The sequence below is a fragment of the Limimaricola sp. AA108-03 genome (assembly GCF_050847355.1).
Lineage (GTDB): Bacteria > Pseudomonadota > Alphaproteobacteria > Rhodobacterales > Rhodobacteraceae > Limimaricola.
In genome coordinates this window covers 139,742-163,180 of sequence record NZ_CP193756.1, presented here as the reverse complement: position 1 = coordinate 163,180, position 23,439 = coordinate 139,742, and the positions used below count along the sequence as shown (strand labels likewise).

Genomic DNA, 23,439 nt, shown 5'->3' with positions numbered 1-23,439 from the left:
GGAGCGCGGCAATCGCCGCGTTAATATTGGAGCGTCCGGGCGCGATGAGCCTCGGGTGAGTGGCGACCCCATAAGAGCCCCTTTTCGTTGAAGCAGAAAGGGTCAATCCATGAGAATGATAAACAACGCTCTTCGTATACTTAGATTGTACTACGGCATGAGTCAGTCTGAACTGGCTCACAAGCTCGATGTGTCTCAATCTTTAATATCCGAAGTAGAGCGAGACAACAAAGCTGTGACACTCGGACTGCTTGAGAAGTACAGTCAAGCACTGGGTATCAAAATGTCAAAACTTCTTTTCTTCGCTGAAGAAATGGAGGGAGAGCCGCCTGCGACTAGAGGTAAGCTGCTGATTGCGGGTAAGACACTTGCACTTCTTGAGAAAATTGCCCCAAGTGAACCGCTAGATGCAGCGCCGTAAGAAGAGACGGCGTGAGCTCTACCCCGCAGATAGGTCGCCCTTTTCTCAAAAGCTTACGCAGCGAGCTCTAGCTGAGTTAGTTGGCACCTCGGTGGGCGATTTGCACCGCGAGGTACACTACAAAGAGCCAGCTATCGTTCGACGCTCTCAAGTAACGGGGCGTGGAAAGCGTGCCAAGAAAAGGTATTTGGTCTATCCGGCTAAGTCATCTTCTCTTTACGGTGCCCACGAACAGCTCGCTGCGTGGCTCAATAGGATTGAGCAGCCTGATTATATCTTCAGTCCAAGGGTTGGGAGGACAACGAGGACGAACGCGGAGTACCACTCGGGTCAAAAGGCCTTCCTGCAGATCGACATTAAAAAGTTTTACCCTTCGACCACAAAAGAGATGATTAGGTCAGGGCTTATCAACGAATTCGGTATGTATCGTGATGTGGCAAACCTGATATCTGACTTAGTGACTATTGATGACAGGGCATCATTTGGTTCACCAGTCACCCCAGTTTTGATGACTATTGTGTTTCGAAAAATGTTTGATCAGATATATGAGTGTTGTCGATCTCGGGGGCTTCGTATGTCGGTGTGGGTCGACGATATAACTATTTCTGGGAAGTTTATTACCTCAGATCTCCTTGATGAAATTAGGGGGATCGTTCGGGAATACGGTCACAAAACGCATAAAATCCGTATCCGAAGTGCACGCGAGGGCGTGTGCATTACCGGCATTTGGCTTTACGGGAGAGATTTGAAGCCAGATCATGGGTATGATCAACGGCTTCGAGAGGCTCTGGACAGCCTATCTGAAGCTGAAAGGGAAGACGAATGGGAGCAGGCATCCCGGCGGGTGTTGTCGGCCGCTGGAAGTATCAGGCAGATTGTTGGGTCCACCTCCACGAGAGGCCAGCAGCTTGCAAATCTTGCTGAAGGTATAAGACGCGAGCGTCGGACGAGAATGGAGGTAGGATCGACAACCACCTCTCCCGTCCAGAAGGTCGCTTCTGTTTCCGATGATTGCGAGGACATTCCGTTCTAAATTCCACAACATCCTGAAGAAGCCTTTGCGCCACTTGTCTTCATGAAGAGCTGTGGCTTGGTGCCGCCACCTGTCTCAATCCTCACGCAAATCGGCGATTAAAAGCTCTTTGTCTGCAAGGCGTTCTTAGGCACCTGCAAGACGAGCCTGTAACGCTCTGAAATTACCGGCTACGCGGCCCCGGCTGTTTTAGGTTCACGGACATCGTCTTTAGGGTGCGGTTGAGCTATAACCGCCCCTGGCGCTGTCGGAGCGCCGCTTTACGGAACCCGGCCTTTGACCACCGCGCGCATGCACGTCTTATCCAAAGCCGCCTCGGCCTTTGTCTGGACTTGGCTGCCTGGCGAGGCCCGGCCCGTACCTGCTGGACGGCTGCACCGTGGTACGGATGGTCGGCATGATTTCGGCTACATGTCGGACTACCTCGATCGCTCCAATGCCATCGCGCTCGGCCCTGACCTGCCTTTGGCGCAGGGAATGCGGTCCCTTCCAGGCCCCGGTCTCACCGGGACATTGCGTGACGCCCTGCCCGGCCCCTGGGGCCGGCGCGTCACGCGTGCCTTGCAGCTCGGGCAGCACGAGGCTGATGCGGGCGCGGATGAAATTGGCGACATCGCCTACGGGTTGCTCGCAGGAACCGACGGGATCGGCGTTTTGTCCTTTCAAGCGTCGGCAACCAGCTTCGAGACACGGATCGCGCCCGAGACAGAACTGGAAGCCTTGGCCGAAGCTGCCCGTCGTATCGAACAGGGGCTCTCCCTGCCGGGGGATCTGGCAGCACCGCTCGTCCATGCCGTGGCAGTTGGCGGGACATCCCCCAAGGCGCTCGTGAACATCGAGGGTCGGTCTTGCATCGCGAAGTTCGGCAAGAGCCGTGACCCGCAAGATGGCCTTCGGGCGGAATATATGGGGCTCCGGCTTGCACAGCTGTGCCACATCGACGTTCCTCGTTTTGAGCTGCGGCGTCTCGGGGACCGGCTGGTGTTGCTCGTAGAGCGCTTCGATCGCGGGGAGAGCGGCGCCCGGCGGGCCATGGTCAGCGGGCAGACTCTCCTCGACCACGTCGATGCTCCGAGCCGCGAAGTATGCCATGGCGATGTCCTCGGCGCCGCAGCCGCATGGGCGCGCGATCCGGACGCGCTCTGCCGAGGGTTGTTCCGCCGAGCGGCTTTCGACACTCTTCTGGGCCGAGCCCCCGCTCATAGTCATGCCCTATTCTGGACGGGCCAAACCGTCGATCTCGCACCCGCGTTTGGTCTGAAACTGCCGAAACGCATTCCTCACGGTGTCCACCGGGCAACGGCGCTTTGCGTGCCGGACCGGGCCGCGCGCGTAACGCAGGTGCTGGACATGGCGCCGGGCTTTGGCCTGGACCCCGCCGCGGCCGCCGTCATCCTGGGCGGTCTTGTTGAAGGGATCCGACAGCATCACGCGGCGGTCGCGTCCGAGGCCGAAGTGAGCCGGACCCGACCCGCTGCCTGAGGGGCATGGCCATCGCCGCTCTCTTACTCGCTCGGTCGGATAAGGGCGCTCTCCCTGCTCCCTGGAAAGCCCGAGGGCAGCGCCGATGTCTTGGAACGTCCCCGGCCCATAGCGTTCAGGCGCTCCTCCGAGCGGGCTGCCGCAAGATGCGTGGCATACACCCCGTCCTTTGCGAGAACCGAAGCGCTGCCACGCTCCGGTCCTCCCGGCTGGAAGCGGGAGGAGCGAACTACCCGTCCAGCCGATAAACAACATGGGGCCGGCGGACACGCCGACAAGGCGCCGTCATCAGTCCTTGCCGGCGCAGACGACACCTCATAGCTGTCCCGATGCCGGCCTGGGCGGCCAGAACCGTCCTTGCCGGTTGCAGCACGCCGTCGAACGCGTGCCGGGAGCCGAGGGGCTGTTTTCCTTCCCCTCGGCTCTGTAACACACCAGGTTCCAGCAGGGCGGTAGCACCGAACCGCGGATGGAAAGACCCGTCATGAAGGGTGTCGCGATATCCGGGCTTGCTTGCACCACAGCGGCCGCTGGCGTCGTGGGCCCGACGCGAAACAGAAGCTCACCCTCCTTGCCGCCGACCGAGCTGAGACACCGGCTGGATCTCGAACCCGCCCACGCCAAAGGCACCCCTTTACGGGACGCCCGTTCCCTCATCGCCTGCCATTGCACGGTGTGCTCTCCGCGATTTTGTCGCTCGATAATGCGAATGGCCCTTCCCTTACCCTCTTGCCTCGACGAGGCTGACCATACGTCAACGGCTTTGGTCTATCGTTGATGCTCTTTCTGGTTCTTAACGAGTGCTGGCCTGGCTCCACTCCCTCGGGGCCAGGCCGTTTCCCCTGCCCGACATCTGCAGGCCCGGCGACGCTCCATGCCTGGCCATCCGGTATTATAGGTCCCATGACGCGGCGGCCGGAACACGGTCCATCCGGAATCCGTGGCGCCCGGCTTCGTGCCAGGGGGGCGGACCCTCTCACCTGCGCGCCCGGCGTTTTGCTGCGCCGAAATAGCAGCAGTGAACGGCGCTCTGAGCGAGCGGCGCCTCCGGCAAAGTGACCCTGCCGGCACCGGGCCTGGAACCTGCGTTTGCAATATAGTCATCTTGCAGTTCGGGGGCACTCGAGGATGGCCCCGGCTCCGTATCTGACGGCCGCTCTGCTCCCGCGGGTTCGGGCGTCTGCGACCAAGATCCCGCCGCCAGCCGACGCGTGCCGCATCCGCGTGGGCCTTGGGCGCGCAGCGCCGATACAGCACGGCATTGCGATCTCGCGCACACATGTCGGTCCAGGCGCGGCCAATGGGCGACCATGGCAGGGTCGATACGATTTGCTGCCCGGCGCTCTGGGGCCGAGAGCCAGCCAAAGGGGGGGCGAAGACGACGCCGACCTGACGGACCGCTCAAGAACAGCTCTCCTGAATGAGACGACGCGCTCCACAGCCACCGCTGTCTGACAGGCGCTGCGGCGCGAAAGCCAGCCGCCGCCGGGGGCTGTGCGGGATAGACGCAGCCACCCTTCGCGCGGCGGCCAATCGGGCCCGAAGATCGATGGCTGTCCGGCTTTCATCGAACGCGCCCAGCTGTGCATGGGCTGAGGCGCTCCGACAGTGTCGCGAACCGGCCCACGTGAGCTTCGATCTGTAAACGGCTCTCGTAAAATGAAATTATGTGAAGATGCGATTGGCGCTGCGTCCGCCCACTCACCGGAGAGGCGCGCAGAGCGGTTCGTCCGCGGGCGGCACGCCGTCGTCCCAGTGGCCCCGTCAGGATCAGCCCCATGGTCCAGGATCGGTCCATGCCCGAGCTGCCGGGGCGGGCTAGTCGGACACGATCTCCACGAAGCGCTCGTACTGCGCCGTGACGTCCTGGGCTTCCCGAAAAGCCCGGGCCCGTTCCCGGTCCAGGCATAGGAGGTAGTCCGACACCGCCGAGAGATAGGTCTCGAAGTCCTGGCGCAGCAGATCGGCATAGGCCCGCACTTCGCCCGGCGCGGAGGGCAGATAGGGCTTTTGCGGCGCCAGGCAGCTCTGCGCGACCGCGGGCGCCGCCGCGCCGCATGACAGGATAACTATTGTGACCATTGTGCGGCGGAAATGTGCTATCACGGCTGAAGCCCTTGCTTTGAAATGGTAATTTGGGTGGCGGCCGGTTTCTCCAAAACCGGGTGCAAGCGACAGAAAACGCAATCTGCACGGTTGCTGACAAAATAACAATATTGTAGCGGTGGCGTCATCTTGTCTGGGCGCCTGCTGCCGCTGCTGCGGAAGTTGGGAGGCACGGCCGGACGCATGTTCAAAGCAGCGCCAAATGTGGTCGTCGAAGAGACATTCAGAAAACTGCTCGCGCGCGGCTACCGCGCCGAGATCGTCTGCGCGGAAAGCGCCACCAAGCAGCACGCCACCTGGTACGGCCGGTGGTATCTGCGGGCCGTTTCGGACGAGAACGGAGAAGAACACCTGCTGGTCACCGCCCGCGGGCGTGGCGAGAAGGATCTGGCGCCGCGCTACTTCCGCACGGTGCCCGGGCTCATCAGCTTCCTCTACGATCAAGGCTGCAAGTTCGTGGACATCCCGCTGGAAGCGGGCACGCGGGCCCTGCAACGCAGGCAATGCAAACAGGACGCCACGCCATAGCGCCGCTCTCGGCGCGGCTCTCCTTGCCGCCGCGCTCGTCCCGCCAACCGCCCATGCGCAGGGCCTGGTCATGGTCATGCGCGCGGATGGGCGCCTCGAGGCGCAATCCCCGCAAAGCGCGTTCTCGCGGCACTACGGCGATGCGCGCCGGCCTGTCCGCGCCGGCCTGCGCCCGGTGCGCGCGGACGACTCGGTAAAGGCCGACGCCGGCAAACCAGACCCTGCGGCGCCGGACGGGCGGGTGGCTGTCCCCGCGCCGGCCGTCCTGCACGCCATCGATGCGACAGCCATCCGCTATGGCGCGCATCCCGCGCTGCGACAGCTCGGCATGTCGGTGTCGCAATGGCGCCACCTGTTCCGCGCCAATATCGAAATCGAGAGCGCCTACGACCCGCGCGCCCGCAGCCCCGTCGGCGCGATCGGGCTGGGACAGCTCATGCCCGCCACGGCGACCACCCTCGGGGTCGACCCGCATGATTGGCGGCAAAACCTGGACGGGTCGGCCCGATACCTGCTGGAGCAGCTGGCCCGGTTCCAGGACCCGCGCCTGGCGCTCGCGGCCTACAACGCGGGGCCCGATGCGGTGGTCCAGAACGGGGGCATTCCCCCGTACCGAGAAACCCGAAACCACGTCCTCAAGGTGATGGGGGTCGTTGCCCGGCTGCAAGGAGATCTAGGATGAAGCTCACTCTCACCCATATGGCGCTGGCGGTCGTGCTGACCTGCGCCCTGGCCGAACCGGCGCTGGCGCAGGAGCTGGACCTGTCGCCGGTCCAGGACCTGCTGCAAGGCATCGTCGACGCGATCACCGGACCGCTTGGCATGGTGATCGGGACGCTGGCGCTGATCGGCGTCTTCCTGACCTGGCTGTTTGGCATCCTCGATTTCCGGCAGGCACTGTGGACCGTGATCGCCATCGCGGGCGTCGCCGCCGCGCCAACCATCGTCTCGACCATCTGGAACACCTGAGGCCGACGCGCGATGTCTGAGCGCTCCCCTGTCTATCTCGGACTGACGCAGCCGCCCAAGCTCCTTGGCCTGCCGATCATGTACGCGATGATCTGGATGTTCGGATCCGTGCTGGTCTTCGTGTGGGTGCAAAGCCTGCTCGTCGCGCTGATCGCCCTCGCCGCCTACCCGGTCTTGTGGAAGGCGGCGGATTGGGATCCGCATTTCATCGACGTGATCGCCACCACCCTCCAGGAGACGCCGCCGACGCGAAACCGCCGCCGGCACGGGGGTGACAGCTATGCCCCTTGAGGATGAAGGCCTCCTGCCCCGCTGGTTCGCCCGGGAGCGGCACATGGCCGCGCTGCTGCCTTACGTGTCGCTGGTCGACGACACGACGATCCGCACCCGGGGCAACGCGCTGATGCAATGCATTCGGCTCGATGGTCTCAACAGCTACACCACCGAGGACGCGCTTCTCGACAAGACCCGGGCGCTATTCGCCCATATCGTCGCGCAGTCCGGCGCGGATTATGCCTTCTACGTCCACAAGGTGTCCCGCCCCGTCGCGCATGATCTTCCGGCGGTGACCGAGGGCGACTTCGCGCAGGCGGTCGATGCCCGCTGGCGGGCCCATCTCGACGGAGGCAGGCTGCGCGACAAGAGCCTGACCCTCACGGTCCTGCGCCGTCCTACGCTGGGCGCCAAGGTGCCGCTGCGCCGGGCGGCGTCGATGGCGACGCTGCGCGCCGAGACGACAAAAGCGCTGCGGCGCCTCAACGAGGTCACGAGTTTCCTGCGATCGACCTTCGCCCCGCTCAACGCCCGGCTGCTGTCGGCGCAGACCGGAGAGCTGCTGGGGTTCCTGGGCGCGCTGAACACGGGCCGGGAAAGCCCGATCCACCGCGGATCGTCCTATGGCTACGTGGCCCAGGACGTGGCGAACACCCGGGTCACGTTCAAGGGGCCAAACTTCCATCTGTCGGAGGGCCCGCTCGGGCGGCGCGTGGGGACCACCTATGCCCTCAAGAGCTATCACAGCACCTCGCACTGCACGATGTTCGACGAGCTGAACCTGCCCGTCGATATGGTCGTCACGCAGTCCTTCAGCGCCATCAACTCCAACCTCATGTCGGGGCGGATCAAGCGGCAGATGCGGCTCAGGCGCGCCGCCGATGACGGGGCACTGTCGCTCATGGAGGAAATGCCGACCGCGCTCGACGATCTCGAAACCGGGCGGCTGAGCTTCGGGCTGCACCACATGACGGCGACGGTCTTTGCCGAAACCGAAGGTGAGCTCGACAGCATTGGCGCCGAGCTGCGCAACATCGCGAGCAGCCAAGGCATCACGATGGTCAATGAAAGCTTCGCCGCGAAGACCCATTACTTTGCCCAACACCCCGGCAACGGTGCCAAGCGAAGCCGCAAGGCCACGGTCACGAACCACAATTTTGCCGATTACGCCGCCTTCCACCGGCCGCAGATGGGCAAGACCGGCGACCGGGTGCCCTGGGGCGTGCCCGTCACCCTGTTTCCGACCGTGGATCGCGGCGGCTTTCGCTTCAACTTCCACGAGGAGGGCCGGCCCGACAAGGAGCCCACGGGCGGCCACACGCTGATCCTGGGGCGCCCCGGCTCCGGCAAGTCGGTCCTCGCGGCCTTCCTGATGACCCAGGCCAAGCGCGCCGGGGCGCGGCTTTTCGTCTTCGACTACCGGCGCGGGATGGAAATGGCGGTGCGCGCCAATGGCGGGCGCTACACCTCGATCCATGCCGGCGAGCGAACCGGTCTCAACCCCTTGCGCACGGAGACCGATGCGCGCGGCCAGGCCTGGCTGGCGGACTGGCTGTCGGCGCTGATCCACCGCCCCGACAGGCCGCTTGCGCCCACGCAGGTCAACCGCATCCAGGAGATCGTGCGCCAGAACGCGCAGGCGCGTGAGGATCTGCGCAACTGGACCGACCTGGCCTCGCTGTTCAGCTCGACCGATGACGAGGGCGATCTGCACGAGCGCTTGGTCGAGTGGACGGAAGGCGGGCGGTACGGCTGGATCTTCGGGACCAACCAGGAGGACAGCTTCTCGCTCGCGGGCGAGACGGTGGGGTTCGATCTGACCGGGGTTCTGGACAGCGAGAGCGACAAGGAGCGCATGGCGGTGCTCTCCTATCTGTTTCGCCGGGTGGAGCGCCAGATCGAGGACCGGCGGCGCACGATCATCATCATCGACGAGGCCTGGAAGGCGCTCGACAACCCCTACTTCGCGGAGCGGCTGAGCAACTGGCTGGTCACGGCCCGCAAGCAAAACGCGGTCGTGGTGATGATGACCCAATATGTCAGCCAGCTCAAACGCACGACGGTCGGCCAGACCATCGTCGAGGCGGTCCCGACCCAGATCCTGCTGCCCAACATCCGCGCGCGCCGGGGCGATTACGATCTGCTCGGCCTGCAGGAAAAGGAGCTCGATGTGCTGCTCAACTCGGGCAGCACGTCGCGGCTGGGGCTGGTGCGCGACGATCAGGGTGCGGTGCTGATCGACGCCGATTTGAGCCCGCTGGGCGATCTTCTGACCGTGCTGGGCGGGATGGACAAGGGCGAGGCGCTGGTCGGCGCCGATTACCGCACCCGCCCTGATTTCTGGAGGATCTGATGAAAGCTGTGTCTGCGATTGCCCTTCTCATGGCGATGAGCCTTGCCGGCTGCGGCGACACGCCTTCGCGCGCGACCTGCTTTGGCTTCGTGCAAGAGAAGGGCCCGTGCCGCTTCACCCCGGTGCCCGCCGAGCCGTGGGAGGTCGCCCATGACGGGGTCGGCTAGGCATGGGGTGCTCGGGATCTGCGCCTCGTTGGTGCTCGCGCCCGGCCTGGGCCACGCGCAGGGCCTGCCGGTGTTCGATGCCCAAAAGAGCGCGCAGATTGAGCTCCTTCTTGCGCAGACCAGGCGCGATCTGCTGGTGCAGCGCGAGGTTCTGGAGACGGCAGAGCGACTGGTCGCACTCGAGCAGGACCAGCTCGACGCCCTGGCCGATATCCAGGCGGCGGCCAGCATCGGCGACACGGATGTGCCCGGCCTGGTGACAGCTCTCGAAGAGGGAGGCTCGGATCCGTCGGCCTCGGAAACGCTCTACGCCGCGGTCGACACCAATCCCGGCGCCGCCCAGATGTTCGGCCCCACTCGGGACAAGACCGGCGCGCCGGACCCGGCCAGCGGCGGCGGCGCGGTCACGGACCGCTTCGGTGATGCCAGCGGCTCGATCGAGGCGCTGATCATCCGCGTGGCCAAGGCCACGCATGGCCGCCCCGGGATCAGCGCGGCCGGGCTTTCGGTCGTGCAATGGCGCGCGCTTCTCCAAGCCCTGATCTGGCAGGAAAGCCGTTTCACGATTGGGGCCAGATCGCCGGTCGGCGCCTTCGGTCTCACGCAAATCATGCCCGGCACGGCCAGCGACCTCGGCATCCACCCGGAGTATTACGACAGCCCCTATCTGCAGGTGGAGGGCGGCGCCCGCTATCTCGCCGCGATGCTGGAGATGTTCGAGGGCAACATCATTCACGCGCTGGCGGCCTACAATGCGGGCCCCGGCCACGTGCAGGACTATGGCGGCGTGCCCCCTTTCGCGGAAACGCAGCACTACGTGCACGCCGTCCCTGCCCGCTACAACCACTACCTGCGCCGCATCGGCGGCGTGGAGGCGCGCGGCACCATCGATCCGGTCATGCTTGCCAATGCGAGCATGAGCATGACCGCGCATGGTGCAGGCGTGTATGGCGACTATGCCCTGACCTCGGTGCATGCGGCGGCGACGCGCATCGCTGCGATCATCGCACGGATCGGCGAGACCGAAGACGTCCAGGAGGCCTACGCCCTCAACAGCTACGCCCGAGCCGAGCTGGCGCGGCTGGTGGCCATCCGCACGCGGCTTAAGGCGGCGCGGACCCGAGCGCTGTCTGCCGAGCAAATCGCGATGGCCGCAGCGCAGGCGCAGGAGCGGCGCTTCGAGGCAATGCGCATGGAGGACTTCGAGTGACGCCTTTCTCGAATAGGATCGGCCGGTGGATCCGCGCCATGTCCCTGGCGGGCGCGAGCGCGATCTGCGCGAGCGGCGCGCAGGCGCAGGGCATGCCGGTGGTCGACACGCAAAACATCGCCCAGGAAATCCGCCAGATCCAGCAGATGCTCGAGGATTACGGCATCCAGACCGATCAGCTCGATCGTCTGCTCGAGCAGGTCGACCTGCTGCACAGCCAGATCGCGCAGCTCGAAGACACCCATGCCGCGTTGACCGGGCCCACCGAGGTGGCGGCGATGCTGATGGAGAACGGCGATCTCAACGGCCTTCTCGACCAGGAGTTCGGCAACATGATCGACCTGGCCCAGGGTGTGGCCAAGGGCGACTTCTCGGGCCTGATCGGCGGCGCGGCGCCGCGGATGCAAACGCAGATGGAGCGGGTGCTCGCGGAGGCGGGCTTTGGCGAGGACGCGCTCTCGGAGATGGCGGCGAGCGGCCAGCGCGGCGCCGGGAACGTGGCCACCCGCGCCTCGACCGGCGCGGTCATGTCCGCGGCCGCGCAAAACAGCCACCGCGAGGCCGCGCAGTCCCTCGAGCGGGTGGACGCGCTGGTGGGCATGATCCCCGCCATGGAGACCCTCAAGGCGAGCGTCGATCACAACACCCGCGTTACGGCGGAGCTTGCGATCGCCATGACCCGGATGTGGGAGCTCGAGGCCATCCAGACGGTGGGTGCTGGCCAGGGCGGCGTCGTGGACGCGGCCACGATCGCGCAGGAGCAGCGCTTCATGGACTTCACCCTGCCGGATTTCGAATGAGCGAGGCCGGTGTGACGAAGCCCGAAGATATCCTCGAGGAAGAACTCGTCTACGGCGCGCGGCGGCGCGAGCGGCTGTGGCAGAAGCTGGCGCTTGGTGGCGCGGTGTTCGGCGTCATGGGCTGCCTGGCGGCCGCGGCCGTCGCGGTGTTCGATGTCGACCCGCCGCCCGTTGTCGTGCCGGTCGACAGCGACACCGGAATGGCGGTGCCGAACGCGGCGGTGGAGGCGGTGTCGCTCACCGAGCGGCCGGCGATCATCCAGGCCGAGATCTTTCGCTACGTGACCGCGCGGGAGACCTACAACCAGCTCGACAACGACCTGCGCATCAAGCGCGTCCTCGCCCTGTCGGACGGCCATGCGCAGGCCTCGTTGCGCCAGCTCTGGACCAGCGGGCATGCCGATTATCCGCCGAACAATTACGGCGAAGAGGCGCGGCTCGAGGTGCAGGTCGACTCGATCAATCTCATCGCGAACAACCGCGCGCAGGTGCGGTTTCGCAAGCAGCTCACCTCGCAGGACGGCACGCAGACAGGGCGTTTTACCGCCACGCTCCTTTATGCGTTCCGGCCCGCACGGATGCGGCAGATCGATGAGGTCTGGCGCAATCCGTTCGGCTTCACGGTGACCGAATACGCGGTCGTCCCCGACAGGCAGGAGTGAGGGCATGACACGACGAGGTCTCTGCAGCTTGACGCTTTGGGCCGCGCTGGCGGCCAGTACCGCATCGGCGGAATACGCGCCGCGGCCCGGGGCCCATGACAGCCGCGTCCGCACCGCCACCTATCGCGATGGCGAGGTCTACCGGATCAACGTCTCGATGACCCATGTGACGAGCATCGAGTTCGGCCCGGGCGAGACCATTCGCTCGATCATCGCGGGCGACACGGAGGGCTTTTTGCTGGACGGGGTCCCCGGCGGGCAGGCCTTCGCGGTCAAGCCCCGGGCGCCCGGGATCTCGACCAACATCACCGTCTACACCGACCGCCGCAGCTACTATTTCTCGGTCACGGAAACGCAGAGCCCGACCTATTACGTGGTCCGGTTCGACTATCCGCAAGAGCGCCGCGCGGCGCCGCAGGAGGCCGTTGCGGGCCGCGCGCCCAACACCAATTACGGGGTCAGCGGATCGCCCGAGATCACCCCGACCGCGATCTGGGATGACGGGACCTTCACCTATTTCCGCTTTGCGCGACACGCGCCGGTCCCGTCGATCTTCAAATGGTCGAACGGCCGCGAGCGCGCGGTCAACGCCATGGCGATTGAGAGCGACGTGATCCGGGTCTCCGGGGTCAACGCCCGCTGGGTGCTGCGCCTAGGCGACCAGGAGCTTTGCGTCGAGGCCCTGCCGCCGCAAGGTGTCCGGCCATGAGCGCGCAGACCAACGATGGCCGCGACGATGGCAGCCTCGAGGCGCGGCTGAAGGCCCTCGACAGCCGCGAGAGCGCGGGAGGGCGGCGTGGTTGGTCGAAAGTCTCGCCGGTGGCCGTGCTGGGCGGGCTCGCGGGGTTGGGCCTCTTGAGCGGCCTTCTCTATGTGGCAGCGCAGCCCGAGGCCAAGGAGCAGTTGCAGACCAGCGTGCCGGCGGAGTTTCAGCCCGAGGGCGACAGCTTCGGCCAGATCACCCCGACGCCCGTGGTCCAGCCCACGCCCGCCCCCGAGATCGACCCAAAGCCGCAGCCGGCGGCCGCGCCGAACGCCGCCCTGCTCGAACGCATCGATCGGCTGCAGGCCGAGATCGAAAGCCTGCGCGACGCGCCGGCCGAGGAGGACGACAACTCGGCGCAGGATGCCCGGACGGAGGCGTTGCTGGCGCGCATCGACACGATGCAGGAGAGCAACGAGGAGGCGCAGGCCGCGCTCGAGCGCCAACTCGCCGATCGCGATCGTGCCCTGCGGCGGCTGCAAGCCGATCTCGATCTCGCGCGGCTGGGGGCACCCGGCGGCGCGCCGGCGCCGGCGGGTCTTGGGCCGAACGCCGAAGAACAGCGCCGGCTTGCGGAACTGGAACGGCGCCGCCAGGAAGCGCGCGACTTCCAGCTCGCGCGCAACGACAGCGGTATCGTTGCCTTTGGCGGAGGTGGGCAAGACGAGAGCGCAAGCCAAGACCCGGCCGAGCGCAGGCTCGATGCGGGCACCGCGTTCGTGCGCAATGGCGCGGCCACGGCGGACGTCACGCAGGCGGAGGCGATTGCAAACCCGTCGCACACGGTGCCCCAGGGCACGCTGATCCAGGCGTCGCTCGAGACGGCCGTCGACAGCTCGACGCCCGGACAGGTGCGGGCGCTCGTCTCGGAGAGCGTCTATGCCTATGACGGTGCCCGCGTTCTGATCCCGCGCGGCGCGCGGCTGATCGGGCGCTATCAATCCGGCGCGGAGATCGCGCAAAAGCGCATCACCATTGCCTGGGACCGGATCCTCCTGCCCTCCGGGCAGAGCGTGGAGATCAGCGCCTTCGGCGGCGACGCGCTTGGCCGCGCCGGCGTGGGCGGCGTTGTCGACACGCGCTTCAAGGAACGGCTAGGCGCCGCGGCTCTGATCACGCTGATCTCGGCCGGCGCAAGTTACGGTGCCGGGCAGATCGAGGACGAGGCCGCCTCTGGCGCAGCGGACCGGCTGGGCCGCGATGTCGAGACGGCCGCAGACGGCGCCCTCAACGATGCCGTCTCGCTCGGGCCGGTGATCCATGTCGCCCAAGGCGCGAGGGTGACGGTCATGGTCGACCGGGACCTGGAGATCTACTGATGGGGTCGGGCTATCTTGAAAGCTCTCTCGACCGTATTCCCGAGGCCGCGCGGCAGGACGTGATCGAGATCTGCATCAACCCGGATGGCCGGGTGTGGGGCGAGTTCCACGGCGACCATTTCATGCGCCCCCTCGAGACGGTCCTGTCGCAGACCCAGGCGCGCGATCTCGCCAACCAGGTGGCCTCGGCCACGAACACGACGATGAGCAAAGCCAAGCCCGTGGTCTCGGTCAGCATCGACTATCGCGGCCGCCCGATCCGGGCGCAGGTCATGGTGGCGCCTGTCGTCGCATATGGCGCCTCGATCTCGCTGCGGTTTTTCACCAACCTGCCGCTCGAGCAGATCGAGCTTTCCTTCCTCTACGGCGAGGAGCGCAGCCTGGACCGGTTGCGCCAGAAGCGAAGCCGCGCGCTGCGCGCCATCGTCGCCCGCGGTGACATCGCCGCTTGCTTGCGGTTTTGCGTCGATCACAAGCTCAACATGGTCGTGGCCGGCGGCACCTCGACCGGCAAGACGATCGTGGCGCGCAAGATCCTCTCCCATGTCCCCGCCGACGAGCGGATCGTCACCATCGAGGAGGCGGCGGAACTGCTGCCCGCACAACCCAACGCGGTCACGCTCATCGCCAACCGCGACGTCGAGCCCCAGGCGGCCGATGCGCTGCTGACCTCGGCGCTGCGGATGCGGCCGGACCGGATCGTTCTGGGCGAGGTGCGCGGGTCTGAGGCCATGACCTTTCTCGAGGCGATCAACACCGGACATGGCGGCTCGATGACGACGCTTCATGCCGAGACACCGCAACTCGCCATGCAGCGCCTCGCCATCGCGGCGCTGAAAACCCACGTCCCGATGACCCATGCCGACATGCTGCGCTACATCGAAAGCTCGATCGACGTGGTCATCCAGACCGGCCGTCTGAACGGCCAACGGGGCATCACCGAATTCTTCCTGCCAGGCGCGGACGACAAGGAGGGCCACGGCCATGACGACGTTTGAGTATGCGACGGAGATCGTGCCTGCGCGCGATGAGAAGAAAACAAATCAAGCGCTTGAACAACTGGGGTCTCAAGGTTGGGAGCTTGTTTCGGCAGTCCCGGTCGGCCTGACCCATACCCGGTTGTTCTTCAAGCGGCCGGTGACTTCCGGTGCAGAGGTAGCATGACTGGAGACAGCATCATCGCCGTACTCATGGCAGCTCTTGTCGCCTCTGCCTCCTCCGCACAAGGCAGCTTCACGTTACCTGATTTGAAGGAAGAACCCACAAACCCGGATTGTCCGAATGCGCCTGTTCGGCCCGAACGGATCAAGGGAATGACCGCAATAGAGTTGGCGACCGAGCTCTATAAGCAAGAGGGCTACCGCAACGTGGTCGAAGCCGGGGAATGCACCTGTGACCTGCGCTTCCCCGACTGGGACACCGTTACAGCGGCGATGGAGACGGAGTTCGCCGGAATATCGCGTTTCAGGTTTCTGGAGATCATTCCGGATATTCGGAGGGCGACAAAGGCCTACCGGCGTGAGGGGCGGCCGATCTGTCAAGCGGTCGGGCTCTGGTAGGGAGGGTCGTATGGGTGTTGTCACGTTCTTCGTCGAAACGACAGACGGGTTTCTCGACAATGCGGCGGAGACCCAATTCGGCATGGTCGCGGCCACGGTAGGCACCCTTGGGACCGTGACCTGCACGCTGGTCGTAATCTTCGTGTTTCTGAACCTGGCCTTCGGCTTTCGCGACATGGATGGGCGGATGACCTTTTGGCTGGTGGTCAAGATGGTGCTGATCGCCATCTTCGCGCAAAGCTGGACGCAGTTCAGCACCTTCTCATCGGCGCTGCTCGATGGCATCGATTCCATCGCAGGAGCGCTGGTGGCCTCGGTCGGCGGTGGAGCAATCGGGCCCTCTGGTACGTTCGCCGAAGAGTTCGATGTCCTGATCGGGACCATGACCGAGTATCTCGACGCGATTGCCGACAGCATGAACTGGATGACAGGGGCCGTCATCAATGGCATCGGCCTGGTCCTTCTCAGCCTCCTGGGCGGCATCGCCGCCTTCATCGTGGTCTTCGCGCGCGTGGTGATGACGCTCATGCTGGCCCTGGCGCCAATCATGATCTTCCTGACTCTGTTCGACGCGACGAAGGACTACTTCCTCCGCTGGGTCAGCTCGACCGCTTCCTTTGCCCTTTATCCCGTGGTCGTGGCGGGCGTATTCGCGACCATCATCGGTGTTGGGCGAGAGCTGATGGAGACATTGGGTGCACCTGACGCCGCCGATAATATTGGCGCGCTAGTTCCCTTCTTCATGCTCATTCTCATGTCGAAAGCGTTCATCTTGGCCACGCCGTTTCTCGTGCGCGCGATCTCGGGCAACGTGGTGATGCCGACGATGCAGGCGGTCAGTCCGGACGGAGCCCGCGGCTTTTCGGCCGGGCTCGCCAACACGCGAGGTTCGCAGAACCGGGCCGAAAGAGGAGCGCGAAGTGACACCGAACTCGCTGGCGCCGCCACGCGCCATATAGCGACAGGCGCCGGCGCGCAGGTTCAGCGGATCATGCAGCGCAACAAGCGACTGATGTAGAAAGTCCCCGCTGGCGCAGGTCTTCGTTACGGCGGGGATCAGCGCGAACATGTCGTTCGTGCGGAGAGTACAAATGCATGCCAGGTAGGAAATTCTCGGGCTTCTATGCGTGTGCGCCAGCAGGCACGGTCTACTGTTCTTAACGTAAGCTGCCGCGCCTAGCCCCCATCACGGCGACGCGTAATGTTAAAATCATGCTCACTATGTGCGTCCAAATCTACAGAAGGGGCGTTAATGTTGCATCTAGGTAACATTAAGAAGGAGAGCATAAGACGCCTGCAGACCGTTTCCGGCCGCCCATTGACCATAATGTTTCCTAAAAATAACATGTATGTACTTTGCGTTCACTGGAGGCTACATTATGGCGGTTGCGATCAAGACGCCCCGGGCGGCCCGCAAGGAGCTCATGACTCTCGGGGAACACATCCGCGTTGCACGTCTACGTCGAAAGCTGACGGCCGAAATCGTCGCGCAGCGCGCTGGAACAACCCGGCAGACCGTGGCCAAGATCGAAGGCGGGGATCCAGCAGTCAAAATCGGCACCTACGCAGCAGTGCTACAGGCCCTTGGCCTCCTGAAAGGATGGGGGCATCTCGACGACCCGGTCGGTGATCAGATGTCCCTCGATGCGCTTCCCAAGCGAGCAAGGCTGAAGAATGGTTGAGGTCTGGATCGATTGGAAAGGCTTGCGCCGGGTTGGCACGCTGCACCGGACCGCGGGGCGGGGCCGGGAGCGAGTATCCTTCACGTATCATGAAGAATGGCTCGCTGACGAAAACGCCTTCGGCCTTTCGCCGAACATGCCTCTAGGTCCGGGGCAATTCGTGCCAGAGGCAGGCCAGGACATGCTCGCCCCGCTCGGGGATTCCTCTCCGGACACGTGGGGCCGGACCGTCATGCGACGCTATGAAGGGCGGATGGCCAAGGCGGAGGAACGACGCCCGAAGACGCTGCAAGAGGCCGACTACCTTTTGGGCGTCAACGACGAAACTCGGTTGGGCGCGCTACGGTACAAGGTCGATGGCGAGTTCCAGGCGCGCGAGGGGATCGGCGTGCCTGCGCTGCTCAGTCTCGGAGATCTGCTCCAAGCATCCCAGCGTGTTCTGCGTGGCGATGAGACCACCGAAGACCTCAGAATGCTGTTTGCTCCGGGAAGCTCTCTGGGGGGCGCACGGCCGAAGGCCAGTATCCTCGATCAGCATGGGCGCCTTTCCGTTGCGAAGTTTCCGAAGGAGACGGACACCCACTGCGTCGAACGATGGGAAGCTATCGCGCTCGAGCTGGCCCGGCGTGCGGGAATAACGGTTGCGGATCACACCCTTGAAATGGCCGGCGACAAACCGGTCTTTCTGTCCCACCGATTTGATCGGGAGGATCAAGGCAGGATCCCCTTCATCTCGGCGATGGCCATGCTCAACGGGCGGGATGGAGAAAGCTACAGCTACCTAGATCTGGCGGACGTGATCACCTCGGAAAGCGTGACCCCGGACGAGGATCGCGAGGAGCTCTACAGGCGGGTCGCTTTTTCCATCCTCGTGACGAACCTCGATGACCACATGCGCAATCATGGGTTTTTGCGCGGAAGGGGCGGCTGGCACCTGTCACCCGCCTACGACATCAACCCGGTTCCCAACCAACCGCGCGTGCTCAAGAGCTACGTGGATGACGACAATCCGGATGCCAGCATCGAACTGCACCGCTCTCAGCACGAGAATTACCTTCTCGAAGCCGAAGATGCCGATCGCATCATTGCAGAGGTAGCCGAGGCCACAAAAGCTTGGAGGGATGTCGCCCGCAACTTGGGCGCCCCGGAACGGGAGATAAAAGAGATGGCGACCGCCTTCGAGCACGAGGAGGCGGATTTGGCGCGATAGCAGAGCGGGCCATCAACAGGCAGCTTCACGTCATCACCCGACCCCCTCACTCAACACCCCGTTCTCCGTCTCGCGATCGATCAAGGCGCTGAGGCTGCTCACCCCCTGCTGCAGGGCCTCGCGGTCCTCGATGCGCGCGCCCTGCCCGCCGCTCAGCGGCCGCGCGGCTTTCGCAGGGGACGCGGTGGCCAATTGGCTGTCGCTGATGGCCCGTGAGCGCCGTCGCCGTCCCGGCCGGATCGCCCGTCCATCCGGAGAGGCGGTCTCGCTGGCCTGGCGAATGCTCATGGTCTCGTCGGACGGAGCCGAGGCGGGTTGCGGATTGGCGGGCGCCGGCGCCGGACTCGGGGCCTCCGCCGTCTCTCGACCGGGCGGCGTGGCGCCGGCCCCATCCTCGGATATGTCCGGCTCGGTCGTCGGCTCCGCTTTGGTCCGGGCCGAGGCCCCGGAGCACTCAGCAGCCTCGTCGTTCGCGACGACGGCCGTCCGCGCCGTGGGCACGGTCCCCTCTTGCGGCAAGGGATACGCGCCGGTCTGCGCCTCAAAGAGCCGCTGAAAATAGCGGTCCTTGAAATACTGGATCCGCTTGGCGCGCACCGGCATCTGCGCGTCGATCACCATCACGATGTCATCGAGCGGCATGCGGCGCGCCTGGTCCTCGGTCAGCAGCGGCGCCTCCTCGGTGCGCTCGGAGGTGCTGCGGCCCTCGAACGGGTTGCGGCTCACCGCCCGAGAACGGGTTACGACGCGCTTGGTGGTCTTGCCGACCGCGTTGCTCAACTCCTCGACGGTCTTCTCGTCGGAGGGGGTCAGGTAGAGCTTCACGCCGGCGTTGCCCTGCAGCGAGCGACGGGCGTTCTCGCCATAGATCTCGTCGAGCGCCGGGATGGTCTGCGTGACGATCGCGAGGTGGCCGCGATAGGAGCGCAGGGTCTCGATGCTGTCGACGACGATCGGCATCTTTCCCAGCCGGTTGAACTCGTCGAGCAGGATCATCACCGGCCAGGGCTCGTCCTTGCCGGGCTGATGGTCCTGCAAGGAGGCGATGAGGTCGGAAAAGAACAGCCGGATCAGCGAGGCCAGCGGCTTCACCATCAGCGGCTCCACCACGAGATAGACCGTAAAGGGGGTCTTGCGGATCGTGCGGAAGTCGAAGTCCGACGTCGCGGTGGCGTCATCGATCGCCGGGTTGCTCCACTGGTCGAGACCGGAGGTCATCAGGAGCGAGACATAGGAGGTGAGCGTGTCGTTGTTGGTCGACGCCATGCGCTCGAAGATCAGCCGCGCGGCGGGGTTTTGCACCTCGAGGCGCCGGGCGTTGTATTCCTTCTGCTTGTCGCCGCCCGAGGCCGTGATCCGGTAGATCTCGCCCAGGGTCGGCACTTCCCGCTCGAAGGCGAGAAGGCCCGCGGCCACGAACAGATCGATGCCGCCCTTCAGCAGGCCCTGCACCCTGTCGCTGTCGCTTTGCAGGAAAAGCGAGGCCAGCAGCTGCAGCTCCATCTGCTGCTGGTTGGGGTTTTCGAGGTCAAAGATCCGCTGGAGCGGGTTGTAGCGATGGGTCCTGTTGGTTCGCCAATCGGTGGGCGCGAAGCGGAAGACCTTGTCGCCCTCCGCAACCCGGTGCCGGGCGGTTGCGTCGAAAATCTCGCCCTTCACGTCCAGAACCACGGCGCTGCCCTTGAAGGTCAGCATGTTGGGAATGGTGAAGCCGGTCGTCTTGCCGCGGCCGGTGGGGGCCACGATCAGGGCATGGGGAAACACCTTGGAGGTGATGAGCGCCGCGCGGCTTCCGGGCCGGCCCAACTTGCCCAGGATGAAGCCGGTGCCGGTGGGGCCGAAAAAGCCGTTGCGCTTCATGTCGCGCCTGCTCTGCCAGCGGGTCTCGCCAAACCGGGTCAGCGCCTCGCCAGCCAGCACGCCGCTCAGCAACAGACCGGCGACCGCGAAGCCGCCGATGATGAGGTTGACGATGGTGGCGTCGTTCGGACGGCGGGCTGCCATGGCGCCGTAGTCGCGGGCGAGCATGAGAAAATCCACCTCGCCCGAGAGGCCGGCATAGCGAAAGGTCAGATAGGCTGTCGCGATGACATAGCCGATGGCCGCGCCGACCAGCGTGAGGCTCAGAACCGCCCCGGCAAAGGCCCCTCTACCCATGGGTCGGCCCCGTGTCGCTGTCGCGGGCGGTATGGCGCAGCCGGGCCGCGTCGACCTCTTCATCGGCGATCGCGTGGTTGATCTCCTGCAGGACCGCTCCCTCGGCCGTCGCCGTGTCAGCCTGCAGGTAGGCCTTCGCGGCATAGAGCCGGTCGAGCCGATCGTCGAACACCCCCGACAGCGCCGCCGCATCGCCATCCCGGAGAGCATCGATCTGGTCCTCGTCGAGTTGCGCCTCGATCTCGGTGCGGAAGGCATCGCGCGTCTCTTCGCTGGCGAAGGGATCGCGGGCGCTGTCCTGGCGCATGGCGGCGAGCACGGCGGCGCTGGCCGAGGCGCTGTCGCCGGGCTCGATCACCTCGTCGACCTCCTCGCGAATGCCCGGGTCGTGCAGCACCTGCGCCTCGTGCAGCGTCTCGCCAAGCTGGACATGCACGGCATCCAGCCGATCCACCGCCCATTGCAGGTCCGCGTCGCGCGTCAGTTCCAGACCGTCCTGCTCCGCGATGCGCTGCAGGTCGTCGGTCAGCCACTGGCGCTCGAGCGCGGCGCTGTTGGCGCCGGTCTCGATGCGCGCCACCACGGTATCGGCGGAGATGCCGGTGCCCTCGAGCGCATGCTCGATCTGCGCCCGGGTCTGGGGCGCCGCGAGGCGATCCAGACCCGCGCTGTCGATGTTGCTGTCGGCGTAGACGCCGGTCTTGGTCGGCGGTGCGGTCAAGCTGTCGGAGCCTGCGCCCAAGGGCTGCATGTGTGAAATGCCGGCGTAGATCTCCGACAACTCGCGCTCGACGGCCGCGCGCCGCTCGGGCGGCAGCCCTTGCGCCATCGTCTCGGCGCGGTCGGCCAGATCTGAAAAGGTGCTGCGTAGCTCGTCGACGCTCTGCGCCTCGGTCATGTAAATCACTCCATCAGGTTCCAGGGCCTCGCCCCGGCCGAGCAAGGTACTCGCCCGGTGGAGCGCTTGGGCGACATCCTCTCGGCGCTCGCGCGAGGCCTCGGTGGCCAATGAGCGATACAGCTCGGCGGTGCGGGCAATCTCGGCCAGGGCGCGCTCGAGGTCGGCGCCGACGCGCTCGCGGGGAATGGGGTCGCGCCCTTCCTTCTTGGCAAGGTAGACCTCGCTCTTGCTGGGGCTGTAGCTGGCCACCCCGCGATCGAGGCGCCGGCTGGCTTCGAGCCGCACGCCATGCCGCTCGCCCGCCTCGACCATCGCCTGGCGGATATCGTCGTAGTTGAAGTGATGGTCTCGCCCCAGATAGAACAGCTCTCCTTCCGCGGACCGGCGGTTCAGGACCACATGCGCGTGCGGATGCGCCCGATCCTCGTGGATCGCGACAATATAGTCAAATTGTCGCCCCTCCTGCATGAAGAACCGCTCGCACACCTCGCTGGCCATGTCGCGGACATCCTCGCCCTTGGTGCCAATGGGAAAAGCCATGATCATGTGGGTGGTGTGCCCGAGCTTCGGGCTGAACCTCTCGTCCCAGGCCTCCGAAAAGCGGTCGGCAATATCACCAATCTGTTCGGCATCGAGATGGCCCGCCCCGTCATGGACGCTGCGGCTGTCGATGATGTGCGAGGCTTTCGTGGTGAGATAGCTGAGCTGGCCCACGAGCTGGGGCCGGGTACGGCACCCGCCGCGCTTCACCGGCTTGAACACGGCCGGCGAATGGCCGCGCGCGGCGCGGGTGATCTGCCTGTGCCGCCGGGCCTGCGCCCCTGCCCCACCCCGGATCTTGCTCCAGCCCTCGCGAAACAGCGCGCCGCTGACGGCAGAGACGGCATCACTCCGTGCCATTGGCAAACGCCTTGAGCGCGGTCGACACGCGCAGCGCCAGTCCCTCGCGGCGCTGCTGAATGATCTGCTGGAGCTGGTCGCCAAAGCGCATGACCAGGCCCGCGAGGCCGCGAAGCTGCGCCATGTCGTCCGGATCGAGCGGCGGCGTCAGCCCTTTCAGCTTGGCCTCGTTCAGCCGCTTGGCAATCTGGCTGACATTGTTGCCGACCCGGTTGAGCGCCACGCGGCTGTCGTGCAGCCCGTCCTTGAGATCCGCATCCGTCACGAAAAGCCCGTTGGCGGCGTGGACCAGCGCGCGCAAACCGTCGCCCCGGCGCGCGATGCCATGTGCCTTCAGCACCGTGTCGAACGCCGCCAGTTCTTCATCGGACAGCCGCACGCCGATGGTCCGGGTGCGCGAAGGGTTCGCGACATGCGCATCGCCCATCGCCCGGATGGTGTAATGGATCGTGCGCGTCGACACGCCATGGCGTGCGGCCAGCGCCTTGGCCGACAGGCCGTTGGCGTAGTCGCGGGCGATGGAAAAGCGTTCCGGGGGGAGAAGTCGGCGAGAGCGAGACATGCGAAGTTAACGGCCCTATTTCTTGCTAACCTCTCCCCCATAGGATCCCCAAGGCTATGAAACAATGACAGCGCCAGCTGCCATCTACCTCTTGGGGAGCCTATTCCGCTGCAGCGGGCCCACAGCCCGCGTGGGGCGCGCGTCCGCCCCCGGACGCAAGCCCGGCCGCCGCATCGCAGATGGGGCGGCCGTTTTGAGAGCGGCCACAGAGCGCCGATCCGGCTAGACGGCGCCGTTGGGGTCGCGCAGAAGCGAGATGCCCCCTCAGCGCGCCGTACAGCCGCTCTTGCGGCGCCCGGCGCCTCCCGGACGGGGGATCGGGCTGGCCGCGGACCGGGCGAAGTCTAGGCGGACGGCCGGGATCAGGCCGATCGGCAGGAGC

24 protein-coding genes are annotated in these 23,439 nt (G+C 65.3%); 20 read left to right on the top strand and 4 right to left on the bottom strand.

Translation table 11 applies throughout. The annotated features are described in order from the left end of the window. The first annotated feature begins 109 nt into the window (after positions 1-109). The 3 genes from ACRAQ3_RS16445 (at position 110) to ACRAQ3_RS16435 (ending at position 2,936) form a co-directional block, all read left to right on the top strand. Positions 110-421, top strand: a complete 312-nt coding sequence (locus tag ACRAQ3_RS16445; RefSeq protein WP_432256321.1) for a helix-turn-helix domain-containing protein — start codon at positions 110-112, stop codon at positions 419-421. Further along, positions 408-1,454, top strand: coding sequence for a reverse transcriptase family protein (locus tag ACRAQ3_RS16440; protein WP_432256320.1), 1,047 nt, complete (start codon positions 408-410; stop codon positions 1,452-1,454). Before ACRAQ3_RS16445 ends, ACRAQ3_RS16440 begins: the two co-directional genes overlap by 14 nt. 276 nt (positions 1,455-1,730) lie before the next feature. Then, positions 1,731-2,936, top strand: a complete 1,206-nt coding sequence (locus ACRAQ3_RS16435) for a type II toxin-antitoxin system HipA family toxin (protein WP_432256319.1) — start codon at positions 1,731-1,733, stop codon at positions 2,934-2,936. 1,818 nt (positions 2,937-4,754) lie between these two features. On the opposite strand, the gene ACRAQ3_RS16430 is transcribed toward ACRAQ3_RS16435, so the two are convergent. Continuing rightward, positions 4,755-5,018, bottom strand: coding sequence for a hypothetical protein (locus tag ACRAQ3_RS16430; RefSeq protein WP_432256318.1), 264 nt, complete (start codon positions 5,016-5,018; stop codon positions 4,755-4,757). A gap of 207 nt (positions 5,019-5,225) precedes the next feature. Between ACRAQ3_RS16430 and ACRAQ3_RS16425 the strand changes: the two genes are divergently transcribed. The 17 genes from ACRAQ3_RS16425 (at position 5,226) to ACRAQ3_RS16345 (ending at position 18,537) form a co-directional block, all read left to right on the top strand. After that, a complete protein-coding gene (locus ACRAQ3_RS16425; protein ID WP_432256317.1) occupies positions 5,226-5,570 on the top strand; it encodes a hypothetical protein in 345 nt (114 codons plus the stop codon). A 64-nt stretch (positions 5,571-5,634) separates the two neighbouring features. Then, positions 5,635-6,252, top strand: a complete 618-nt coding sequence (locus tag ACRAQ3_RS16420; protein WP_432256569.1) for a lytic transglycosylase domain-containing protein — start codon at positions 5,635-5,637, stop codon at positions 6,250-6,252. Continuing rightward, complete coding sequence (locus ACRAQ3_RS16415) at positions 6,249-6,539, top strand: TrbC/VirB2 family protein (RefSeq protein ID WP_432256316.1); 291 nt, start codon at positions 6,249-6,251, stop codon at positions 6,537-6,539. The genes ACRAQ3_RS16420 and ACRAQ3_RS16415 overlap by 4 nt, the downstream gene beginning before the upstream one ends. A gap of 12 nt (positions 6,540-6,551) precedes the next feature. Further along, positions 6,552-6,830, top strand: a complete 279-nt coding sequence (locus ACRAQ3_RS16410; protein WP_432256315.1) for a type IV secretion system protein VirB3 — start codon at positions 6,552-6,554, stop codon at positions 6,828-6,830. Next, on the top strand, positions 6,820-9,165 hold the full coding sequence (locus ACRAQ3_RS16405) for a type IV secretion system protein B4 (RefSeq protein WP_432256314.1): 2,346 nt from the start codon (positions 6,820-6,822) through the stop codon (positions 9,163-9,165). Before ACRAQ3_RS16410 ends, ACRAQ3_RS16405 begins: the two co-directional genes overlap by 11 nt. Continuing rightward, the gene (locus tag ACRAQ3_RS16400; protein ID WP_432256313.1) at positions 9,165-9,332 is read left to right on the top strand and encodes a hypothetical protein; all 168 of its coding nucleotides are present in this window, start codon (positions 9,165-9,167) and stop codon (positions 9,330-9,332) included. Before ACRAQ3_RS16405 ends, ACRAQ3_RS16400 begins: the two co-directional genes overlap by 1 nt. Then, positions 9,316-10,542 carry a lytic transglycosylase domain-containing protein gene (locus ACRAQ3_RS16395; RefSeq protein WP_432256566.1) on the top strand — a complete coding sequence of 409 codons (1,227 nt, stop codon included), beginning with the start codon at positions 9,316-9,318 and terminating at the stop codon, positions 10,540-10,542. Before ACRAQ3_RS16400 ends, ACRAQ3_RS16395 begins: the two co-directional genes overlap by 17 nt. A gap of 38 nt (positions 10,543-10,580) precedes the next feature. Beyond that, on the top strand, positions 10,581-11,342 hold the full coding sequence (locus ACRAQ3_RS16390) for a type IV secretion system protein (protein ID WP_432256565.1): 762 nt from the start codon (positions 10,581-10,583) through the stop codon (positions 11,340-11,342). Further along, the gene (locus ACRAQ3_RS16385) at positions 11,339-12,004 is read left to right on the top strand and encodes a virB8 family protein (protein ID WP_432256564.1); all 666 of its coding nucleotides are present in this window, start codon (positions 11,339-11,341) and stop codon (positions 12,002-12,004) included. Before ACRAQ3_RS16390 ends, ACRAQ3_RS16385 begins: the two co-directional genes overlap by 4 nt. 4 nt (positions 12,005-12,008) lie before the next feature. Further along, a complete protein-coding gene (locus tag ACRAQ3_RS16380) occupies positions 12,009-12,713 on the top strand; it encodes a TrbG/VirB9 family P-type conjugative transfer protein (RefSeq protein WP_432256563.1) in 705 nt (234 codons plus the stop codon). After that, positions 12,710-14,086 (top strand): TrbI/VirB10 family protein, encoded by a 1,377-nt coding sequence (locus ACRAQ3_RS16375; protein WP_432256562.1) that lies wholly within the window; start codon positions 12,710-12,712, stop codon positions 14,084-14,086. The genes ACRAQ3_RS16380 and ACRAQ3_RS16375 overlap by 4 nt, the downstream gene beginning before the upstream one ends. Beyond that, complete coding sequence (locus ACRAQ3_RS16370; RefSeq protein ID WP_432256561.1) at positions 14,086-15,084, top strand: ATPase, T2SS/T4P/T4SS family; 999 nt, start codon at positions 14,086-14,088, stop codon at positions 15,082-15,084. Before ACRAQ3_RS16375 ends, ACRAQ3_RS16370 begins: the two co-directional genes overlap by 1 nt. Next, positions 15,071-15,250: a hypothetical protein gene (locus ACRAQ3_RS16365; RefSeq protein ID WP_432256560.1), complete on the top strand. Its 180-nt coding sequence runs from the start codon at positions 15,071-15,073 to the stop codon at positions 15,248-15,250. Before ACRAQ3_RS16370 ends, ACRAQ3_RS16365 begins: the two co-directional genes overlap by 14 nt. After that, on the top strand, positions 15,247-15,645 hold the full coding sequence (locus tag ACRAQ3_RS16360; protein WP_432256559.1) for a hypothetical protein: 399 nt from the start codon (positions 15,247-15,249) through the stop codon (positions 15,643-15,645). Before ACRAQ3_RS16365 ends, ACRAQ3_RS16360 begins: the two co-directional genes overlap by 4 nt. A gap of 10 nt (positions 15,646-15,655) precedes the next feature. Further along, the gene (locus tag ACRAQ3_RS16355) at positions 15,656-16,663 is read left to right on the top strand and encodes a type IV secretion system protein (RefSeq protein ID WP_432256558.1); all 1,008 of its coding nucleotides are present in this window, start codon (positions 15,656-15,658) and stop codon (positions 16,661-16,663) included. A 361-nt stretch (positions 16,664-17,024) separates the two neighbouring features. Then, positions 17,025-17,327 (top strand): helix-turn-helix domain-containing protein, encoded by a 303-nt coding sequence (locus ACRAQ3_RS16350; RefSeq protein WP_432256557.1) that lies wholly within the window; start codon positions 17,025-17,027, stop codon positions 17,325-17,327. After that, a complete protein-coding gene (locus tag ACRAQ3_RS16345) occupies positions 17,320-18,537 on the top strand; it encodes a type II toxin-antitoxin system HipA family toxin (protein ID WP_432256556.1) in 1,218 nt (405 codons plus the stop codon). Before ACRAQ3_RS16350 ends, ACRAQ3_RS16345 begins: the two co-directional genes overlap by 8 nt. Positions 18,538-18,570: 33 nt before the next feature. Here ACRAQ3_RS16345 and ACRAQ3_RS16340 read toward each other — a convergent pair whose 3' ends face one another. From ACRAQ3_RS16340 to ACRAQ3_RS16330, 3 genes are read right to left on the bottom strand one after another with little or no spacing between them, the layout of a single operon-like run. Continuing rightward, positions 18,571-20,694 carry a type IV secretory system conjugative DNA transfer family protein gene (locus tag ACRAQ3_RS16340; RefSeq protein WP_432256555.1) on the bottom strand — a complete coding sequence of 708 codons (2,124 nt, stop codon included), beginning with the start codon at positions 20,692-20,694 and terminating at the stop codon, positions 18,571-18,573. Then, on the bottom strand, positions 20,687-22,495 hold the full coding sequence (locus tag ACRAQ3_RS16335) for a relaxase/mobilization nuclease domain-containing protein (protein WP_432256554.1): 1,809 nt from the start codon (positions 22,493-22,495) through the stop codon (positions 20,687-20,689). The genes ACRAQ3_RS16340 and ACRAQ3_RS16335 overlap by 8 nt, the downstream gene beginning before the upstream one ends. Next, positions 22,482-23,057, bottom strand: coding sequence for a helix-turn-helix domain-containing protein (locus ACRAQ3_RS16330; protein ID WP_432256553.1), 576 nt, complete (start codon positions 23,055-23,057; stop codon positions 22,482-22,484). Before ACRAQ3_RS16330 ends, ACRAQ3_RS16335 begins: the two co-directional genes overlap by 14 nt. Between the last annotated feature and the right edge of the window lie 382 nt (positions 23,058-23,439).

Excerpts from the sequence above, each read along its gene's own strand:
- ACRAQ3_RS16355 (WP_432256558.1), top strand. The coding sequence starts at position 15,656 with ATGGGTGTTGTCACGTTCTTCGTCGAAACGACAGACGGGTTTCTCGAC.
- ACRAQ3_RS16335 (WP_432256554.1), bottom strand. The coding sequence starts at position 22,495 with ATGGCACGGAGTGATGCCGTCTCTGCCGTCAGCGGCGCGCTGTTTCGC.
- ACRAQ3_RS16360 (WP_432256559.1), top strand. The coding sequence starts at position 15,247 with ATGACTGGAGACAGCATCATCGCCGTACTCATGGCAGCTCTTGTCGCC.
- ACRAQ3_RS16405 (WP_432256314.1), top strand. The coding sequence starts at position 6,820 with ATGCCCCTTGAGGATGAAGGCCTCCTGCCCCGCTGGTTCGCCCGGGAG.
- ACRAQ3_RS16370 (WP_432256561.1), top strand. The coding sequence starts at position 14,086 with ATGGGGTCGGGCTATCTTGAAAGCTCTCTCGACCGTATTCCCGAGGCC.
- ACRAQ3_RS16340 (WP_432256555.1), bottom strand. The coding sequence starts at position 20,694 with ATGGGTAGAGGGGCCTTTGCCGGGGCGGTTCTGAGCCTCACGCTGGTC.
- ACRAQ3_RS16330 (WP_432256553.1), bottom strand. The coding sequence starts at position 23,057 with ATGTCTCGCTCTCGCCGACTTCTCCCCCCGGAACGCTTTTCCATCGCC.
- ACRAQ3_RS16390 (WP_432256565.1), top strand. The coding sequence starts at position 10,581 with ATGTCCCTGGCGGGCGCGAGCGCGATCTGCGCGAGCGGCGCGCAGGCG.
- ACRAQ3_RS16350 (WP_432256557.1), top strand. The coding sequence starts at position 17,025 with ATGGCGGTTGCGATCAAGACGCCCCGGGCGGCCCGCAAGGAGCTCATG.
- ACRAQ3_RS16415 (WP_432256316.1), top strand. The coding sequence starts at position 6,249 with ATGAAGCTCACTCTCACCCATATGGCGCTGGCGGTCGTGCTGACCTGC.
- ACRAQ3_RS16445 (WP_432256321.1), top strand. The coding sequence starts at position 110 with ATGAGAATGATAAACAACGCTCTTCGTATACTTAGATTGTACTACGGC.
- ACRAQ3_RS16425 (WP_432256317.1), top strand. The coding sequence starts at position 5,226 with ATGTTCAAAGCAGCGCCAAATGTGGTCGTCGAAGAGACATTCAGAAAA.
- ACRAQ3_RS16430 (WP_432256318.1), bottom strand. The coding sequence starts at position 5,018 with ATGGTCACAATAGTTATCCTGTCATGCGGCGCGGCGGCGCCCGCGGTC.
- ACRAQ3_RS16385 (WP_432256564.1), top strand. The coding sequence starts at position 11,339 with ATGAGCGAGGCCGGTGTGACGAAGCCCGAAGATATCCTCGAGGAAGAA.
- ACRAQ3_RS16410 (WP_432256315.1), top strand. The coding sequence starts at position 6,552 with ATGTCTGAGCGCTCCCCTGTCTATCTCGGACTGACGCAGCCGCCCAAG.
- ACRAQ3_RS16395 (WP_432256566.1), top strand. The coding sequence starts at position 9,316 with ATGACGGGGTCGGCTAGGCATGGGGTGCTCGGGATCTGCGCCTCGTTG.
- ACRAQ3_RS16345 (WP_432256556.1), top strand. The coding sequence starts at position 17,320 with ATGGTTGAGGTCTGGATCGATTGGAAAGGCTTGCGCCGGGTTGGCACG.
- ACRAQ3_RS16375 (WP_432256562.1), top strand. The coding sequence starts at position 12,710 with ATGAGCGCGCAGACCAACGATGGCCGCGACGATGGCAGCCTCGAGGCG.
- ACRAQ3_RS16365 (WP_432256560.1), top strand. The coding sequence starts at position 15,071 with ATGACGACGTTTGAGTATGCGACGGAGATCGTGCCTGCGCGCGATGAG.
- ACRAQ3_RS16380 (WP_432256563.1), top strand. The coding sequence starts at position 12,009 with ATGACACGACGAGGTCTCTGCAGCTTGACGCTTTGGGCCGCGCTGGCG.
- ACRAQ3_RS16400 (WP_432256313.1), top strand. The coding sequence starts at position 9,165 with ATGAAAGCTGTGTCTGCGATTGCCCTTCTCATGGCGATGAGCCTTGCC.
- ACRAQ3_RS16440 (WP_432256320.1), top strand. The coding sequence starts at position 408 with ATGCAGCGCCGTAAGAAGAGACGGCGTGAGCTCTACCCCGCAGATAGG.